General features: G+C 66.6%; 12 protein-coding genes. 5 read left to right on the plus strand and 7 right to left on the minus strand.

The genetic code is table 11. The features are described from left to right. Positions 1-157: 157 nt before the first annotated feature. Positions 158-2,368 (plus strand): esterase-like activity of phytase family protein, encoded by a 2,211-nt coding sequence (locus K32_RS14810; protein WP_201400263.1) that lies wholly within the window; start codon positions 158-160, stop codon positions 2,366-2,368. A 353-nt stretch (positions 2,369-2,721) separates the two neighbouring features. Here the strand turns inward: K32_RS14810 and K32_RS14815 are convergent, their stop codons facing one another. Continuing rightward, entirely contained in the window at positions 2,722-4,290 is a 1,569-nt protein-coding gene (locus tag K32_RS14815; protein ID WP_201400264.1) for a 2-isopropylmalate synthase, read from the minus strand. Positions 4,291-4,684: 394 nt separating this feature from the next. On the opposite strand from K32_RS14815, the gene K32_RS14820 reads away from it, so the two are divergent. Beyond that, entirely contained in the window at positions 4,685-5,776 is a 1,092-nt protein-coding gene (locus tag K32_RS14820) for a glycosyltransferase (RefSeq protein WP_201400265.1), read from the plus strand. Positions 5,777-6,528: 752 nt separating this feature from the next. On the opposite strand, the gene K32_RS14825 is transcribed toward K32_RS14820, so the two are convergent. Further along, positions 6,529-7,437, minus strand: a complete 909-nt coding sequence (locus tag K32_RS14825) for a PhzF family phenazine biosynthesis protein (protein WP_201400266.1) — start codon at positions 7,435-7,437, stop codon at positions 6,529-6,531. A 177-nt stretch (positions 7,438-7,614) separates the two neighbouring features. Between K32_RS14825 and K32_RS14830 the strand changes: the two genes are divergently transcribed. Then, positions 7,615-7,980: a BA14K family protein gene (locus K32_RS14830; RefSeq protein ID WP_201400267.1), complete on the plus strand. Its 366-nt coding sequence runs from the start codon at positions 7,615-7,617 to the stop codon at positions 7,978-7,980. 99 nt (positions 7,981-8,079) lie between these two features. Here K32_RS14830 and K32_RS14835 read toward each other — a convergent pair whose 3' ends face one another. Continuing rightward, complete coding sequence (locus tag K32_RS14835; protein WP_201400268.1) at positions 8,080-9,105, minus strand: hydroxyacid dehydrogenase; 1,026 nt, start codon at positions 9,103-9,105, stop codon at positions 8,080-8,082. Between the two features lie 368 nt (positions 9,106-9,473). Here K32_RS14835 and K32_RS14840 point away from each other — a divergent pair, with 368 nt between their 5' ends. After that, on the plus strand, positions 9,474-9,839 hold the full coding sequence (locus tag K32_RS14840; RefSeq protein ID WP_244669523.1) for a BA14K family protein: 366 nt from the start codon (positions 9,474-9,476) through the stop codon (positions 9,837-9,839). Between the two features lie 235 nt (positions 9,840-10,074). Here the strand turns inward: K32_RS14840 and ilvC are convergent, their stop codons facing one another. Together ilvC and K32_RS14850 are read right to left on the minus strand one after the other, a co-directional pair. Next, positions 10,075-11,094, minus strand: a complete 1,020-nt coding sequence (gene ilvC, locus K32_RS14845; protein WP_201400269.1) for a ketol-acid reductoisomerase — start codon at positions 11,092-11,094, stop codon at positions 10,075-10,077. A 13-nt stretch (positions 11,095-11,107) separates the two neighbouring features. Beyond that, positions 11,108-11,794: a TetR/AcrR family transcriptional regulator C-terminal domain-containing protein gene (locus K32_RS14850; protein WP_371812685.1), complete on the minus strand. Its 687-nt coding sequence runs from the start codon at positions 11,792-11,794 to the stop codon at positions 11,108-11,110. Between the two features lie 677 nt (positions 11,795-12,471). On the opposite strand from K32_RS14850, the gene K32_RS14855 reads away from it, so the two are divergent. Then, on the plus strand, positions 12,472-13,512 hold the full coding sequence (locus tag K32_RS14855; protein WP_201400270.1) for an LLM class flavin-dependent oxidoreductase: 1,041 nt from the start codon (positions 12,472-12,474) through the stop codon (positions 13,510-13,512). A gap of 90 nt (positions 13,513-13,602) precedes the next feature. Here the strand turns inward: K32_RS14855 and ilvN are convergent, their stop codons facing one another. Together ilvN and K32_RS14865 are read right to left on the minus strand one after the other, a co-directional pair. Continuing rightward, on the minus strand, positions 13,603-14,142 hold the full coding sequence (gene ilvN / locus K32_RS14860; protein WP_029076140.1) for an acetolactate synthase small subunit: 540 nt from the start codon (positions 14,140-14,142) through the stop codon (positions 13,603-13,605). Between the two features lie 155 nt (positions 14,143-14,297). Then, positions 14,298-16,064 carry an acetolactate synthase 3 large subunit gene (locus K32_RS14865; RefSeq protein ID WP_201400271.1) on the minus strand — a complete coding sequence of 589 codons (1,767 nt, stop codon included), beginning with the start codon at positions 16,062-16,064 and terminating at the stop codon, positions 14,298-14,300. Between the last annotated feature and the right edge of the window lie 319 nt (positions 16,065-16,383).

The following is a 16,383-nucleotide window of genomic DNA, read 5'->3' on the forward strand; positions in this document are numbered from 1 at the left end:
CGGCCTGTCCAGCCGCCCGTTCACCGGGCTGTGGAAATCTTCGCGAGGGCGGCCGCAAGCCTCGGGAAACCGTCATTTCCACGTCATGCGCGGCCGGTCTATTGGCCGCAATCCAAGGCGTCCCTGCCACGGACAGCTCTGAAAAGATTGAGGAAACATGCTCAAGCCGATCCTGCGCAGCGCGCTCACCGCCACGCTCCTCGCTGGCACCGCCCTCGCCTCCAACGCCAGCGAACACTTCAACCGCATCGCGACCTTCCACGTCGTCGACAACCTGCCGAAGGATGCCGACGCCAAGAAGAAGACCGTCGCCGAGATCATCACGGCCACCGCCGACGGCAACACGCTGGTCTATACCGACAGCCCCGGCGAGCGGATCGGCCTGATCGACATCACCGATCCGAAGGCGCCGAAGCCGGCCGGCACGGTGGCGCTCGGCGGCGAGCCGACCTCGACCGTCGTCGCCGGAGGCATCGCGCTCGTCGGCGTCGTCACCTCGAAGTCGAAGAGCGAACCCTCCGGCCATCTCGCCATCGTCGATCTCGCCACCAAGACGGTGAAGGCGACCTGCGATCTCGGCGGCCAGCCGGATTCGCTCGCCAAGAGCCCGGACGGCAAGTTCCTCGCCATCGCGATCGAGAACGAGCGTGACGAGGAGATCAACGAGGGCGCCCTCCCGCAGCTTCCGGGCGGCAATCTCACCAGCTTCGCGATTGGCGCCGACGGCTCGGTCGATTGCGCGACCAAGACGGTCATCGACGTCACCGGCCTCGCCGCGATCGCGCCGGAGGATCCGGAGCCCGAATTCGTCGACATCAACGACAAGAACCAGGTCGTTCTCACCCTGCAGGAGAACAACCACATCGTCATCGCCGACCTCGCCACCGGCAAGGTCGTGAAGCACTTCCCGGCCGGAACCGTCGACCTCGACGGCATCGACGTGAAGAAGGACGGCGTGATCGACCTCTCCGGCAAGATGACAAACGTCGCCCGCGAGCCGGACGGCGCGCAGTGGATCGATGACGAGCGCTTCTTCACCGCCAATGAGGGCGACTGGAAGGGCGGCTCGCGCGGCTTCTCGATCTTCAACATCGACGGCACGATCGAATATGACTCGGGCACAGCGCTCGAATACGAGACCGTCCGCCTCGGCCATTACCCCGAGAAGCGCAACAAGAAGGGTAACGAGCCGGAAGGCGCCGAAGTCGCCACCTTCGGTTCGGACAGACTGATCTTCGTCGGCTCCGAGCGCGCCTCGCTGATCGGCGTCTACAAGGACGAAGGCGCCGGCAAGGCGCCGACCTTCCTGCAGGCGCTGCCGGGCGGCATCGGCCCGGAAGGCCTCTACGCCATCCCCGCGCGCAACCTCTTCGTCACCGCGTCGGAAAACGACCTGCGCGAGGACGGTCTGATCGGCTCCGTCGTGACGATCTATGAGCGCAGCGACGCGCCGGCCGCCTATCCGACCATCGTCTCGGCCGACAAGAACGGCAAGCCGATCGGCTGGGCCGCCCTTTCCGGCACGGTCGCCGACGCCAAGGTGCCCGGCAAGCTCTACGCCGTCATCGACAGCGCCCAGTCGATCGGCCGGATTCTCACCATCGACGCCACCAAGACCCCGGCCGTCATCACCGACGAGATGACCGTCACCAAGGACGGCAAGCCGGTCGAGAACCTCGACCTCGAGGGCATCGCGCTTTCGGGCGACGGCGGCTTCTGGCTCGCCTCGGAAGGCAATCCCGAGCGCGAGAAGAACAAGACGCAGTCCTCGCTCGTCCGCGTCGATGCCAAGGGCGTCGTGCAGGAAGAGGTCGCGCTGCCGGAAGCACTCGCCGCGCAGGCCACCCGCTTCGGCTTCGAGGGCGTGACGGTGGTCGGCTCCGGCGCCGACGAGACCGTCTGGGTCGCCGTGCAGCGCGAGTGGAAGGACGATCCGAAGGGCTTCACCAAGCTCCTCGCCTACAAGCCCGCCTCGAAGGAATGGGCCGCCGTGCACTATCCGCTCGACAAGGCGGAAAAGGGTTGGGTCGGCCTTTCCGAGCTGACGGCGGTTCCTGGCGGCCTCGTCGCCATCGAGCGCGACAACCAGATCGGTCGCGACGCGAAGATCAAGAAGCTGACCTTCGTCTCGCTCGACGGCGTCACGCCCGCCCCGCTCGGCGGCGAGCTGCCCAAGGTCGTCAACAAGGACCTGCACGACTTCCTGCCGGCGCTCAAGGCGACCAACGGCTACGTCCTCGACAAGATCGAGAGCTTCGCCCTCGACGCCGAAGGCAACGGCTTCGCGATCACCGACAATGACGGCGTCGACAGCCACTCCGGCGAGACGCAGTTCCTCCGCCTCGGCAAGATCGCCCTGCCGAAGTAAGGCGGTCTTCGGACCAGCGAGACGGCGTCCTGCGAAAGCGGGGCGCCGTTTTTGTTTGTTTGGAAGGGCCGCTCGTCGGCAGGAGGCCGCGGCTTCCGGTGCCGGGCGACATTGGCATTCCCACCCTCGCCGTCATCCCGGGCAAGCGAAGCGCGACCCGGGATCCATTCAGCCGGGCTGGCCGCCGCGCGAAACGCCCGATGACGCCGCTGTATGGATCCCGGCCTTCGCCGGGATGACGCCGGAGTGGTGTGAGCGTCGCGCCCAAACTCATACGCCTTCAAACCACTCCCCCAAACAAAAACGGCCGCGTCATCGACGCGGCCGTTGGTATTCAGGAAGCAAAAACCCGATCAGGCGTTGACGGCCTGGGCGTGCTGGCGCTGGCGCTTCACCATCAGCTTGTTCAGCGACGAGAGATACGCCTTGGCCGAGGCGACCATCGTGTCCGGATCGGCGCCCTTGCCGGTGACCGACTTGCCGTCTTCCTCGAGGCGGACCGAGACCTCGGCCTGCGCGTCGGTGCCCTCGGTGACCGCGTGCACCTGATAGAGCGACAAAGTCGCGTCATGCGGCACGATCGCCTTGATCGCGTTGAAGATCGCGTCCACCGGGCCGTTGCCGGAGACTTCCTTGGTGACGTGCGTGCCTTCTACGTCGAGGCTGATGATCGCCTTGGCCGCGCCGCCCGTGCCGGCGATGACCGTCAGCGACAACAGGCGGATCGATTCGGCCGCCGTCGCAACCTCATCACCGATCAGCGCCTCGATATCCTCGTCATAGACGTGCTTCTTGCGGTCAGCCAAGTCCTTGAAGCGCTTGAACGCGTCTTCCAGCTGGTTGTCGCCGACTTCGTAGCCCAGTTCCTTCAGCTTGGAGCGGAAGGCGTGGCGGCCGGAATGCTTGCCCATGACCAGCGAGGTCGCCTTCACGCCGACGCTCTCCGGCGTCATGATCTCGTAGGTCTCGGCGTTCTTCAGCATGCCGTCCTGGTGGATGCCGCTCTCATGCGCGAAGGCGTTCCGGCCGACGATCGCCTTGTTGTACTGGACCGGGAAGGCCGAGACGTTGGAGACGAGCTTCGAGGCGCGGGTCAGCATGGTAGCGTCGATGCGCGTGTCATAGGGCATGACGTCGCGACGGGTGCGGATCGCCATGACGATCTCTTCCAGCGCGGCGTTGCCGGCGCGCTCGCCCAAACCGTTGATCGTGCATTCGATCTGCCGCGCGCCGCCGGCGATGCCGGCCAGCGAGTTGGCAACCGCGAGGCCCAGATCGTTGTGGCAATGGGTCGAGAAGATTGCCTTGTCGGAATCCGGCACGCGCTCGATCACTTCGCGGAACATCGCCGCATATTCTTCCGGCACGGCATAACCGACCGTATCGGGCAAGTTGATCGTCGTGGCGCCGGCCTTGATGGCGGCATCAACGCAACGGACGAGATATTCGATCGGCGTGCGGGTGGCGTCCATCGCCGACCACTCGACGTCCTCGACCAGGTTGCGCGCCTGCGCGACGGTGGCCGAGATGATGTCGAGCACCTGCTCCTCGGTCTTGCGCATCTGGTGCGCCAAATGGATCGGCGAGGTGGAGACGAAGGTGTGAATGCGCGAGCGCTTGGCGACGCGGACGGCCTCGCCGGCGCGGATGATGTCGCCGGAGATGGCGCGCGCCAGGCCGGCGATGGTGACGCCGTCGCCGGCGCGCTTGGCGATCTCGTGCACGGCCTCGAAATCGCCCTGGCTGGCGATCGGGAAACCGGCCTCGATGATGTCGACGCCCATCTCCTCCAGCAACTCGGCGACTTCGAGCTTCTCCTCGAAGGTCATCGAAGCGCCGGGGCACTGCTCGCCATCGCGCAAAGTGGTGTCGAAAATGACGATCCGGTCCTTGTCGGAGGACGAATTCGTGGTCGCGGTCATGTTGGTCTTCCTTGTCGGCGGCCCGGCACGCGAATGGCGCTCAGGGCATGAATGGCGGAGGTCTTCGCGTTCATTCCCCTGAGTGCCCGCCCGTCACGGGGCAGCCGACGCTCAGGGGCGTCTAAGGAGAAGAAGACCACGGAGAGCGGACATGGCGCGGCCGGTCGCGGCGAACGCAACCCGGTCATCGGCACCATGAACTGAAAAGAGCTGCACGCTCTCGCCCTCATCTACAATCCGCGGACGGCTCGGCGTCGCGCCGGCGTCCAGACTGGAAGACCTTTAGCAAAGGATTCCGGTTTCGCGCAAGGCGGCAATCAAACCGCAGCCGTTTCAGTTGCGCGGAGTTTTCGCGGATTGCTATAGAGCGCGGGAACCACGGGACAAGGCGACCATGACCGTCGATCCAGCACGAACGAACGACGGCGCCGGCAAGCTGCGCATCCTCGAGATCAATACCAGCCTGTTCCGGGTGGCCGCGCCCGACCAGACCGATTTCCACTGGGCCGCCCGCAAGCCCGACGGACAGCTGAAGCGGCTGTTCGGCCCCGCCGCCTTCTTCCGCGCGCTGAAGAAGCTCCGCAGCGGCGGCTACGACCTCGTCGTCGTCGACGGCGCGCCGCTCCCCGCCTGGCATCCGCGCACCTGGCTGACGGCGCTGCGCGACTACCACATCCGCGCGCCGCAGGCCCTCTTCGCCATCGCCGCCGCGCGGCTGCTGCACCATTTCCACTCCGTCCCGGTCGCCGTCATCGACGTCAACGACTCGTTCGGCATCGGCCGGCACAATTTCGGCCTGATCGACCGCTGCCACAGCTATTTCAAGCGCGAGCTGACCGCCGATCGCTGGCAGGTGTTCTTCAAGTCGAGCCATTGGGACCTGCCCGGCCGCCGCTGGCGCTCGCAGAAGAGCGCGCAGCGCCGCATGGCCAAGCTCAAGCCGATCCATCTCGGCTATCCCTCGCAGCCGACGATCGAGCCGACGACGGAAAAGACCTCCGACGTCTTCTTCGCCGGCGACCTCTGGCCGAACAGCACGGTGCGCACCGACGGCATAAAGGAGCTGCTGGCGCTGCGCGACGAGGGCTATGTCATCGACGTGCCGGACCAGCCGCTCGACCGCAAGGCATTCCACCAGCGCCTGGCGGCCGCCCGCCTCGCCTGGTCGCCGATGGGCTATGGCTGGGACTGCTACCGCCACTACGAGTCGAGCGAACTCGGCACCGTGCCGTTGATGAACTACCCGACCATCCTGCAGCACCGCCCGTTCCGCGAGGGCGAGCACTGCTTCTACTATTCGGTCGAGCCCGGCGGCCTTTCCCGCGCCGTCCGCGCCGCGCTGAAGGACCCCGCCCGCCTCGCCGAGATGGCGATAGAGGCGAGGGCCTACACGCTCACCCACCACACGGCCCGCGCCCGCGCCGAATATGTGGTGGCGACGGTGCTGGGGAAGAAGCTGGACGGGAGTTTGGCCGGAGCGGAGTAACGGCCCTCGCGCTCAGCGATCGCGGAAGAGCGAGATGCAAGAGGCTCGGCGTGAGAGCACTACGTTGACATCGTAGGGTTCCCTGGTGTGATGACCGCTGCGGGCGCCTCACCTCTGTGGGAGAGGCAAAGCGCGAGCCCTGCCCCATACTCCCCGTCATCCCTGCGAAAGCAGGGATCCATCCATCCGCGCCTGAGGCGTGTTTCACGCAGAGCGCCCCCACGTCCCTCACCGTCATCCGAACGCACGCAGCCCTTTGCCCAAACCCTCGCGCGAGCTGCGGCATGGATCCCTGCTTTCGCAGGGATGACGGCGAGGGTGTGGAAACGCCTCGGGCCAATGAACGGCCCACTTCACCGCTCGCCGCGAGGGAGAAGCCGACGACAAACGAAATTCTGCTCGTCGCATCTCCCTGATTCTGCTCGTCACCTCCCTGATGGAGAGGTGAGGCATCCAGCCCCACCCTCCCCGTCATCCCTGCGAAAGCAGGAATCCACCCATCCACGCCTGAGGCGCGTTTCGCGCGGCGAAAAACCCGGCTGAATGGATCCCGGGTCAAGCCCGGGATGACGGCGAGTTTGCTGGGCCGCCGGAGCCAGACCGTCGACGGCCGCCCTCGGAGCTCGGCCTATTCCCGCGCACAACACACGCCCCACGCTCCCCATCATCCTCGCGAAGGCGGGGATCCATGCAGCCGCGCCCTCGGGAGGCTCGCGCGGAGCGTTAGGGCCGCTTGCGGCGGCGGAAGACCCTCACACGTCCAGAGTACCGCGGGCGACCAGAATTGCGTCGCCGCCGATGCGGCTGGCGTGCAGGGCGTTGTTCTCGATGTCGACCTCGAGGTGGATCAGGCTCGGCCGGTTGATCTCGAACCCCTGCTCGATGACGAAGCGGTGCGTTCCGGCCGGAAGCTGGTCGAAGTCGGCGACCACGCCGGCGAAGGCGGCGACGGCCGATCCGGTCGCGGGATCCTCGATGATCCCCTCGCCCAGCCAGAGCATGCGGGCGTGGAAGTGATGTTCGTTGGTCGTCGTCTCGCGCGTGTAGAGATAGAGGCTGTCGACGCCGGCCGGCATGGCGTTCCGCCAGTGCTGGATCAACGGGCGGACGCGCGCGATGACGGCGAGATCGCGCACCGGCACCATCAGGCGGGCAGCGCCGACCGAATAGACCGAGGGACGGTGGTTCTCGAAGCCGAGCTCCGAGGGCACCAGCCCCAGCATCGCCGCCAGCGCCGCCTCGTCGACCGGCGTGTCGACCTTCACCGCCTGGCGCGGCACGTCGAAGATGGCGTGGCCGGCCTTGCCGGAATGCAGCGCCACGGCGCAGCGTATGTCGCCGATCTTCTCCTCGACGACGAACACGGCGTCCTGCCCGGCCGCCTCGTGACCGAACGTCTCCAGCGCCAGCAGCACAGCGGCGCCGACGGTCGGATGGCCGGCGAACGGCATCTCGTGGGCCGGGTTGAAGATCCGGAGGCTCGCCCGATGCCCGGGCTGAACCGGCGGCTGGACGAACACCGTCTCGGCCAGATTGAACTCCCGCGTGATCGCCTGCATGCGCTCGCTGCTGAGGCCTTCGCTGTCGAGCACGACGGCGAGCTGGTTGCCGGCAAGCGGTTCTTTGGTGAAGACGTCGAGAAGGGCGAAGCGGCGGGACAAGATGACCTCATGCATCCAGGGAACCGGGAATTCCTTCATAGCACGAGACGGATAGCGGTTGCCGCTGTGACCGCGTTCATTGTGCGGCGAGCCATATCATCGTCTTCTCCGGTCATTCAGCGGGCATTCATCTGGCCCCCGATAAAACACCACCAACGCCCTACGGGAGATACCAGCATGAAGAAGATCGCAACGGCCGCCATGGCAGCCCTGATCGGCATCACCGCTATCGTCGGTACGGCCGAGACCGCCTCGGCCAGGGACGGCCGCAACGCCGCGCTCGCCGCCGGCGCCGCCGTCGGCCTCGGTATCGGCGCCCTGCTCGCCGCGCCGCGCGATTACGAAGTGGCGCCGCCGGCTTACGCCGCCCCGGCCCCGGTCTATGACGACGGCTACCGCGCCCCGCCGCCGCGCCGCGCCTACCGCGCCAGCTGGAAGGCGCATGCCGACTGGTGCTACGACAACTACCGCACCTATGACGAGCGCTCCGACACCTTCGTCGGCCGCGACGGCAACGCCTATCGCTGCCGCGGGTCGTACTGAAGATAAGGAAACATATCTTTCACCGCTCCCTCGGGCGGGGTGAAGGAAAGCGCTCCGGGTTTAAAATGGGCCCGCCGGCATCCGGCGGGCCCTTTCGTTTCAGGTGATGCTGACGGGCTTCGAACGCAGGCGGCTCGCCAGAGCCGGATCGGCGCGGCGACAGAGCTGCGGCGGCAAGCCGCGCAGGATCAGTTCGGCATCGGCGACCGCCATGCGGCCGATCGAGAACAGCGCATCGACCGTGCCGCCGGTCCGGTGCGCCGAAAGCAGAATGCCTTCCATCTTGCGGACCGGATCGTCGGCCGGCACCGGCTCCTCCGGAAACACGTCGGTTGCGACGCGGATATGGCCCGAACGCACCGCGTCGAGCATGGCGGGAAAGTCGACCACCGCCGCGCGGCTCATCAGCAGGAAGGCCGCGCCCTTCGGTATCAGCGCGAATTCGCGGCTCCCCAGAAAACCCTGGTTCTCGCCGGTCACGGCGGCGAAGACGAAGACGACCTGGCTGGTCGAAAGCAACTCGTCGAGCGAGGCCGGCTGACAATCATGCCGCTCGATGATCTCGTCCGGCAGCCAGGGATCGAACACCTTGACCGGATTGCGGAACGGCCGGATCAGCTCGCGCAAATTCCTGCCGAGATCACCGAGGCCGATGATGCCGACCGCCGCGCCGGCGAAGCGGAACGTCTCGGTATTGGCGGCGAGGCCATATTGCTCGGTGCCGGCGCGAAAATCGCGATCGGCGGCGGTGATGCCGCGGGCGAGATCGATCGCCATGCCGAGCGCCGCCTCCGCCACCGGCGCCGCGAAGGCGGAGCCCGGCGTCAGCACCCAGATGCCGCGCTCCTGGCAGGCCTGATAGTCGATATTGGGCAGGAAGTTGGTCTCGACATTGATGACCGCCTTCAGCTTCTTCGCCCGGTCGAGCCGCTCGCGCGGCAGCGCCGTCTGCCCGAAGATCAGCACCGTCTCCGGCAGGAGCTCGTCGATCTGCTGGTCCGACATCGGCGCGTCTTCCGAGATGACGAGCCGGCCCAGCGTCTCGAGCCGGGCGCGGACATCCGGCTCCATGATGAGATCGAGCGTCCGCGGCAACGGATCGACCAGAATGATTCCCTCAGACAAGGCATTTCCCCTTTTTTGGTTGGTGCCAGCCTAGAGCGTTTTCGAGCGAAGTGGATACCGGTTCGCGTCAAGAAAACGCGCCCAAAAAAGGCTCCAACCAAAGAAGGGGACGCGGCGAAGGCCGGATGCGTGCCTCCGGGAGTGGCTGGAAGGATCCGTCGCGCAGCCGCGCGCTCCGCCCGCCGCGCCTCCCGGTGGAGCCAGACAGACGCTGCAACGTCTAGTCTTGGTTTCTATTTGGTTAATTCACGGAGATACCTACCACCGCAGGTAGTCTTTGCAATTTCTTCCAGTCTGCAAAGTCATAGTTTTGCCCCGATGCACGCGGATATTCGCGCCATCTCAGGCTTCACGAACAGGAGGCTTCGATGAGAAGCTTCGTTACCGCGTCGCTCGCCGGCGTCCTTGGCATCCTCGCTGTCTCGGCCACCGCGACGACCGCTTCGGCCGATGGCTGGTATGGCGGCCGGCACTATTACGGCCATTATCACCGCGATAACAGCGGCGCGGTCATCGGCGGCCTCGCGGCCGGCACCCTGCTCGGCCTCGGCATCGGCGCCATCGCATCGCAGCCCCGCGCCTATGCCTATGACTACGAAGTCCCGCCCCCGCGCGGCGCCGCCTGGCGCGCTCATGTCGACTACTGCCTCGACCGCTATCGCAGCTACAGCCCCGAGTCCGACACGTTCATCGGCGCGGACGGCTACGAATATCGCTGCCGCGGCTCCTACTGAGCGCAAGCAACCGAACAAGAAAAAGCCCCGCGGAATCGCTTCCGCGGGGCTTTTGTTTGGGCTCTTGCCGGAGGCAGCGATGCGCGCGTTCCCTCCCCCTTGTGGGGAGGGCTAGGGTGGGGGTACGACCTCCGCCCTTCCGCAAAAGCTTCATCGATGCCGGCCGGCGCCGGTACCCCCTCCCCGCCCTCCCCGCAAGGGGGAGGGAGAAGAGGAGGCGCGGCTTGCGCGAGCCTTAGTTGCGGGCCTTGTCGACCAGCTTGTTCTTGCCGATCCAGGGCATCATCTCGCGCAGCTTGGCGCCGACGGCCTCGATCTGGTGCGCGTCGTTGTTGCGGCGGATCGCCTTGAAGCGGGCGGCGCCAGCGCGGTATTCCTGCATCCAGTCCGACGTGAACTTGCCGGTCTGGATGTCGGTGAGGACGCGCTTCATCTCGGCCTTGGTCTCGGCGGTGACGATGCGCGGACCCGTGACGTACTCGCCCCACTCGGCCGTGTTCGAGATCGAGTAGTTCATGTTGGCGATGCCGCCCTCATAGATGAGGTCGACGATCAGCTTCACTTCGTGCAGGCACTCGAAATAGGCCATTTCCGGCGCGTAGCCGGCCTCGACCAGCGTCTCAAAACCAGCGCGGATCAGCTCGACCAGACCGCCGCAGAGGACTGCCTGCTCGCCGAACAGGTCGGTCTCGCACTCTTCCTTGAAGGTCGTCTCGATGATGCCCGAACGGCCGCCGCCGACGCCGCAGGCGTAGGACAGAGCGAGGTCGAGCGCGTTGCCCGAGGCGTCCTGCGAGATGGCGACCAGGCACGGCACGCCGCCGCCCTTCTGGTATTCGCCGCGGACGGTGTGGCCCGGGCCCTTCGGCGCGATCATGACGACGTCGACGGTCTTCTTCGGCTCGATCAGGCCGAAATGGACGTTGAGGCCGTGCGCGAAGGCGATCGCGGCGCCGTCACGGATGTTGGCGGCGATCTCGTCGCGGTAGATGTCGGCCTGCAGCTCGTCGGGAGCGGCCATCATCATCAGGTCGGCCCAGGCAGCGGCCTCGGCGACCGTCTTGACCTGGAAGCCGTCGGCCTCGGCCTTCTGGGCGGTTGCCGAGCCGGCACGCAGGGCGATGACGACGTCCTTGGCGCCCGAATCCTTGAGGTTCAGCGCATGGGCGCGGCCCTGGGAGCCGTAGCCGATGATCGCGACCTTCTTCGACTTGATCAGGTTGAGATCGGCATCGCGATCGTAATAAACGCGCATTGGGGTGTCCTTTCTATCCCGTCCGTTCGTTTCCCGCGCCGGTCCTCTCATGGGCCGGTCCGGTATTTTCTTCCCGGCCATAGAGCCGGAAGAATTCGTCAATCGCCTGCGCCGCGCGCGCGCCCGGCGCCTCGCCGTCGAGGCTGTCGCCGAGCAGCAGGCGCACATGCATGTCGCGCACGATGAGGCCGTACAGCGTGCGATAGGCCTCGCGCGTGTCGGCGAAGTCAAGCAGCCCCTCGCGCCTTCCGGCCTCCAGCAACGCCGACAACCGCGTCTCGATCGGCTTGCGGCCATGCTCGCGCAAAAGCAGGCCGAGATCGGCCTCGCCGCGCCGCGCCTGGCCGATGGCGAGCCGGTTCAACGCCAGCGACACGTCGCCGGCGAGCACCTTCAGAAGATTGGCCGCGATGCCGGCGAGCTGGACGGCGAGAACCGCCCTGCCCCGGGCGCCGGAGACGTTCGGCTCGGCCTTCACCTTGCTCGACTGGAAGGTGATCATCGCCGCGAGCAGGCCGTCGCGGTCGCCGAACCATTTGTAGAGGCTTTCCTTGGAACAGTTCGCCGCGCGCGCGACGCCCGCCGTCGTCAGCGCCCGCTCGCCGCCCTCGACCAGCAGGGCCAGCGCGCTTTCCAGAACGGCGTTCTGGCGCGGCGAATAGGCCTCGTTGCCGGAGGGGATGGGGAGGTTGGACGACACGGTCAGTTCGCTCTTCCCGGCGGGGCTCGGTCCACCACATCCGCCGGCTGCCCGTGGAGCCAGCCGGTTCGCAGCTCATGCTGCACTGCGGTGTACCGTACGGTACGGTTCCAGCGTTTTATAGAAGCGCCGCCATGCGGTCAAGCGCCTCGCCGGCGCGATTCCGTTCTAGCGGATGAATATCGGCTGGCATGAAGACGCCACGATGAAGGCGATCCGAGGATCCGGCCGCGAGCGCCTGCCGCCTGGCTCGGGCGTCCAATGCGAGCGTGCCGGCAGCCCCTCACCCTGCCCTCTCCCGCGAACGGGAGCGGGTTTCGGCCGGCGCCCTGCCCGCTCCGTCCAGCGCCGCGACCAAGCCGGTGGCAAGCGCAGTCGATCTCCCTCTCCCGCTCGCGGGAGAGGGTTGGGGTGAGGGTCTTTGCGGCCCGACACCAAAAGCCGCCACAGCATCTCCCGCAACGGCCGAGAGCCGCTCGCGCGGCGGCGATGGGAAGCACCTCGGCCGTACCGGGAAACACACCGTCAACCGGAGGCCGCATTCCCCGCCACTTGCGCGGCGGCAGGGCAGCCCTCAGATGTGCACCAACAGCGTCCGGCGCAGGCAACCGCCGCGCCGGACCGTCGCCATGCCTGGCGCCCTCGATCGGAAGCGGCCGCTTCCCAAGGAGCAACCCATGAAGAAGAAGATCGGCTTCCTGTCGTTCGGCCATTGGCAGGCCGCCCGCGGCTCGCTCGCGCGCACCGCGCAGGATTCGCTGCTGCAGGCGATCGATCTCGCTGTCGCTGCCGAGGAAATCGGCATCGACGGCGCGTTCTTCCGCGTGCACCACTTCGCCCGCCAGGCCGCCTCGCCCTTCCCGCTGCTCGCGGCCATCGCGGCGCGGACGAAGCGCATCGAATTCGGCACCGGCGTCGTCGACATGCGCTACGAGAACCCGCTCTACATGGCCGAAGAAGCCGCCGCGACCGACCTGATCGGCAGCGGCCGGCTGCAGCTCGGCATCAGCCGCGGCTCGCCGGAACCGGCCGAGCGCGGCTGGGAGAGCTTCGGCTATGATTCGGGCGAGGATCTGAGCGGCGCCGAGCTCGCGCGCGGCCACACGGAGATGTTCCGCGCTACGATCACCGGCGCCGGCGTCGCCCGCGCCGACATCAAGATGACCGGCATGACGGGCCGGCTGGCGATCCAGCCGCAATCGCCGGGTCTGGCCGACCGCGTCTGGTGGGGCGCCGCCACGCGGAAGACCGCGATCTGGACAGCCGAGCAGGGCATGAACCTGATGAGCTCGACGCTGCTTCTGGAAGATACCGGCGTGCCGTTCAGCGAGCTGCAGGCCGAGCAGATCCGGGTCTATCGCGAGACCTGGGCGGCGAAGGGCTGGACTCGCGAGCCCCGCGTGTCGGTCTCGCGCAGCGTGCTGCCGATCACCGACGACACCGATCGGATGTACTTTGGCGCACGGGACGGGTCTGATCAGGATCAGGTCGGCCATCTCGACGGCAGCATCGCCCGCTTCGGCAAGAGCTATATCGGCGAGCCGGACGCGATCGCGGCGGAGCTTGCCAAGGACGAGGCGGTGCGCGCCGCCGACACGCTGCTGCTCACCGTGCCGAACCAGCTCGGCGTCGACTACAACGCCAAGCTGCTGAAGACGATCGCCGACCACATCGCGCCGGCGATCGGCTGGTCGCGTGAGGAAGTGGAGCTGGTCTAGGGCGGAGCCCGCTCCGACCGGAGCCCCAAAAAAGAAAGGCCGGATCCTGCGATCCGGCCTTTGTTCTTTGAACAATCCCTGAAGGCGCGATCAGGTCGCGGCGGGGCCGCGCGTGATGGCGGCGACGCCGGTGCGCGAGACTTCGACCAGGCCGAGCGGCTGCATCAGCAGGATGAACTGGTCGAGCTTGTCGGTGCGGCCGGTCAGCTCGAACACGAAGCTCTCCGTCGTCGCGTCGATGACGCGGGCGCGGAACGCATCGGCAAGCCGCAGCGCCTCGACCCGGTCGTCGCCGGCGCCGCGCACCTTGATCAGAAGCAGCTCGCGCTCGATCGCCTTGCCGGTGACCGTCAGGTCGATGACCCGGTGCACCGGCACCATGCGCTCCAGCTGCGCCTTGATCTGCTCGATCACCTGGGCCGAGCCGGTGGTGACGACGGTGATGCGCGAGCGGTGCTTCTCGTGCTCGGTCTCCGAGACGGTCAGGCTCTCGATGTTGTAGCCCCGCCCCGAGAACAGGCCGATGACGCGGGCTAGAACGCCCGGTTCGTTGTCGACGAGCACCGAAAGCGTGTGCTGCTCGGTCTTATCCTTGCCTTCCTTGATCGCGTAGACGGATCCGGGCTGCATCTTGTTCTCCAATATTCGGTCGACATCCGCCTGAAATCGAAAGCCTCGCCGTCATCCCCGCGAAGGCGGGAATCCATTCGGCCGTGACGGTTCTCGGCGGAATGGATCCCGGGCGGAACTTCGCCCGGGACGACGACTTCAGTCCTGCCGCTTCCTCAGACCAGCGCCTTGCCGGCGGCGTCGATCGCGTTGGCGATGACCTCGTCGGTTGCGTCTTCCGGCAGCAGCATCTCGTTATGCGCCTTGCCCGACGGGATCATCGGGAAGCAATTGGCGAGATTGGCGACGCGGCAGTCGAACAGCACCGGCCCCTTGGCCGCGATCATCGCGTCGATCGCGCCCTCGAGCTCCGACGCCTTCTCGCAGCGCATGCCGGTCGCGCCATAGGCCTCGGCCAGCTTGACGAAATCGGGCAGCGAGTCGGTGTAGGAGTGCGACAGGCGGTTGCCGTGCAAGAGCTGCTGCCACTGGCGCACCATGCCCATGTACTGGTTGTTCAGGATGAACACCTTGACGGGCAGCTCATGCTGGATCGCCGTCGACAGCTCCTGGATGTTCATCAGGATCGAGGCGTCGCCGGCGATGTCGATGCAGAGCGCGTCGCGATGCGCCGTCTGCGCGCCGATCGCCGCCGGCAGGCCGTAGCCCATCGTGCCGAGGCCGCCCGACGTCATCCAGCGGTTCGGTTCGTCGAAGCCGAAATACTGCGCCGCCCACATCTGGTGCTGGCCGACTTCCGTCGAGATGTAGACATCGTGCCCGCGCGTCCGCTCATAGAGCGTGCGGATCGCGTGCTGCGGCAGGATCGTCTCGCTGTTCTGGCGGAAGCCCAGGCTGTTGCGGGCGCGCCAGCGGTCGATCTCGCCCCACCAGCTCTTCAGCGCCGCCTTGTCGGCCTTGTGGCCGGCCGACTTCCAGGCGGCGAGCATCGCCTTCAGCACATGCGCGACGTCGCCGACGATGCCGATGTCGACGCGGACGTTCTTGTTGATCGAGGACGGATCGATGTCGATGTGGATCTTCTTCGAGCCGGGCGAGAACGCGTCGAGGCGGCCGGTGATGCGGTCGTCGAAGCGCGCGCCGATGTTCACCATGACGTCGCAATCGTGCATGGCGTTGTTGGCTTCATAGGTGCCGTGCATGCCGAGCATGCCCAGCCACTGCTTGTCGGAAGCCGGATAGGCGCCGAGACCCATCAGCGTCGAGGTGATCGGGAAGCCGGTCAGCTGGACGAGCTCGCGCAGCAACGCCGACGCCTCGGGGCCGGAATTGATGACGCCGCCGCCGGTATAGAAGATCGGCTTCTTGGCCTTGGCGATCAGCTCGACCGCGGCCTGGACCGCCGCCGGATCGCCCTCGACCTGCGGGCGATAGGTCTTGTGCTCGACGCGGGTCGGGCCCTGATAGGTGCCGGTGGCGAACTGGACGTCCTTCGGGATGTCGACGACGACCGGGCCGGGACGGCCGGAGCGCGCGACATAGAAGGCCTCGTGCAGGATGCGGCCGAGGTCGTTGACGTCCTTGACCAGCCAGTTGTGCTTGGTGCAGGGGCGCGTGATGCCGACGGTGTCGGCCTCCTGGAAGGCGTCGGAGCCGATCAGGTGCGTCGCGACCTGGCCGGTGATGCAGACCATCGGGATCGAATCCATCAGCGCGTCGGTCAGCGGGGTGACCATGTTGGTGGCGCCGGGGCCGGAGGTGACGAGCGCGACGCCGACCTTGCCGGTCGAACGGGCATAGCCTTCGGCCGAATGCCCGGCGCCGCCTTCCTGGCGGACGAGGATGTGCTGGATCTTGTCCTGCTGGAAGAGCTCGTCATAGATCGGCAGTACGGCGCCGCCGGGATAGCCGAAGAGGTGCTCCACGCCCTGGTCGATCAATGCCTGAACGACCATCTCTGCGCCGGTCATCTGCCGTGTCATCGTTTCGCTCCGTCGCGGATTTTCATCGCCGTATCCGCCTTCTCTGTCAGTTCCATCAAGCCAATAAAAAAGGCCCTCTCGGGGCCCATTTTCGCGCACTACCTATCGTGACGGCTTTAGACCATCAGGCAGTGCGCTCTCTAAGTACAATAACGTCGCGGCGGATCATGTCCGGGCCCTTCGATTAAATTTCGCGGAACATGGCGCAGCCGGCGCAAGCCGTCAACCCCCGGAGAAGAAAATTGCGCGGAAAGGGGGTGAGGATTGCGGGAAATTAGGTAGGGCTGTCTTCAACCCCGATTTCAGGCGTCCAGTTGCC

Source organism: Kaistia sp. 32K, assembly GCF_016629525.1.
Classification (GTDB): Bacteria; Pseudomonadota; Alphaproteobacteria; order Rhizobiales; family Kaistiaceae; genus Kaistia.

What these genes read in the sequence shown, in the direction of transcription:
- K32_RS14865 (WP_201400271.1), bottom strand. Translation starts at nt 16,064, where the DNA reads ATGACACGGCAGATGACCGGCGCAGAGATGGTCGTTCAGGCATTGATC.
- K32_RS14810 (WP_201400263.1), top strand. Translation starts at nt 158, where the DNA reads ATGCTCAAGCCGATCCTGCGCAGCGCGCTCACCGCCACGCTCCTCGCT.
- K32_RS14855 (WP_201400270.1), top strand. Translation starts at nt 12,472, where the DNA reads ATGAAGAAGAAGATCGGCTTCCTGTCGTTCGGCCATTGGCAGGCCGCC.
- K32_RS14830 (WP_201400267.1), top strand. Translation starts at nt 7,615, where the DNA reads ATGAAGAAGATCGCAACGGCCGCCATGGCAGCCCTGATCGGCATCACC.
- K32_RS14820 (WP_201400265.1), top strand. Translation starts at nt 4,685, where the DNA reads ATGACCGTCGATCCAGCACGAACGAACGACGGCGCCGGCAAGCTGCGC.
- K32_RS14815 (WP_201400264.1), bottom strand. Translation starts at nt 4,290, where the DNA reads ATGACCGCGACCACGAATTCGTCCTCCGACAAGGACCGGATCGTCATT.
- ilvN (WP_029076140.1), bottom strand. Translation starts at nt 14,142, where the DNA reads ATGCAGCCCGGATCCGTCTACGCGATCAAGGAAGGCAAGGATAAGACC.
- ilvC (WP_201400269.1), bottom strand. Translation starts at nt 11,094, where the DNA reads ATGCGCGTTTATTACGATCGCGATGCCGATCTCAACCTGATCAAGTCG.
- K32_RS14840 (WP_244669523.1), top strand. Translation starts at nt 9,474, where the DNA reads ATGAGAAGCTTCGTTACCGCGTCGCTCGCCGGCGTCCTTGGCATCCTC.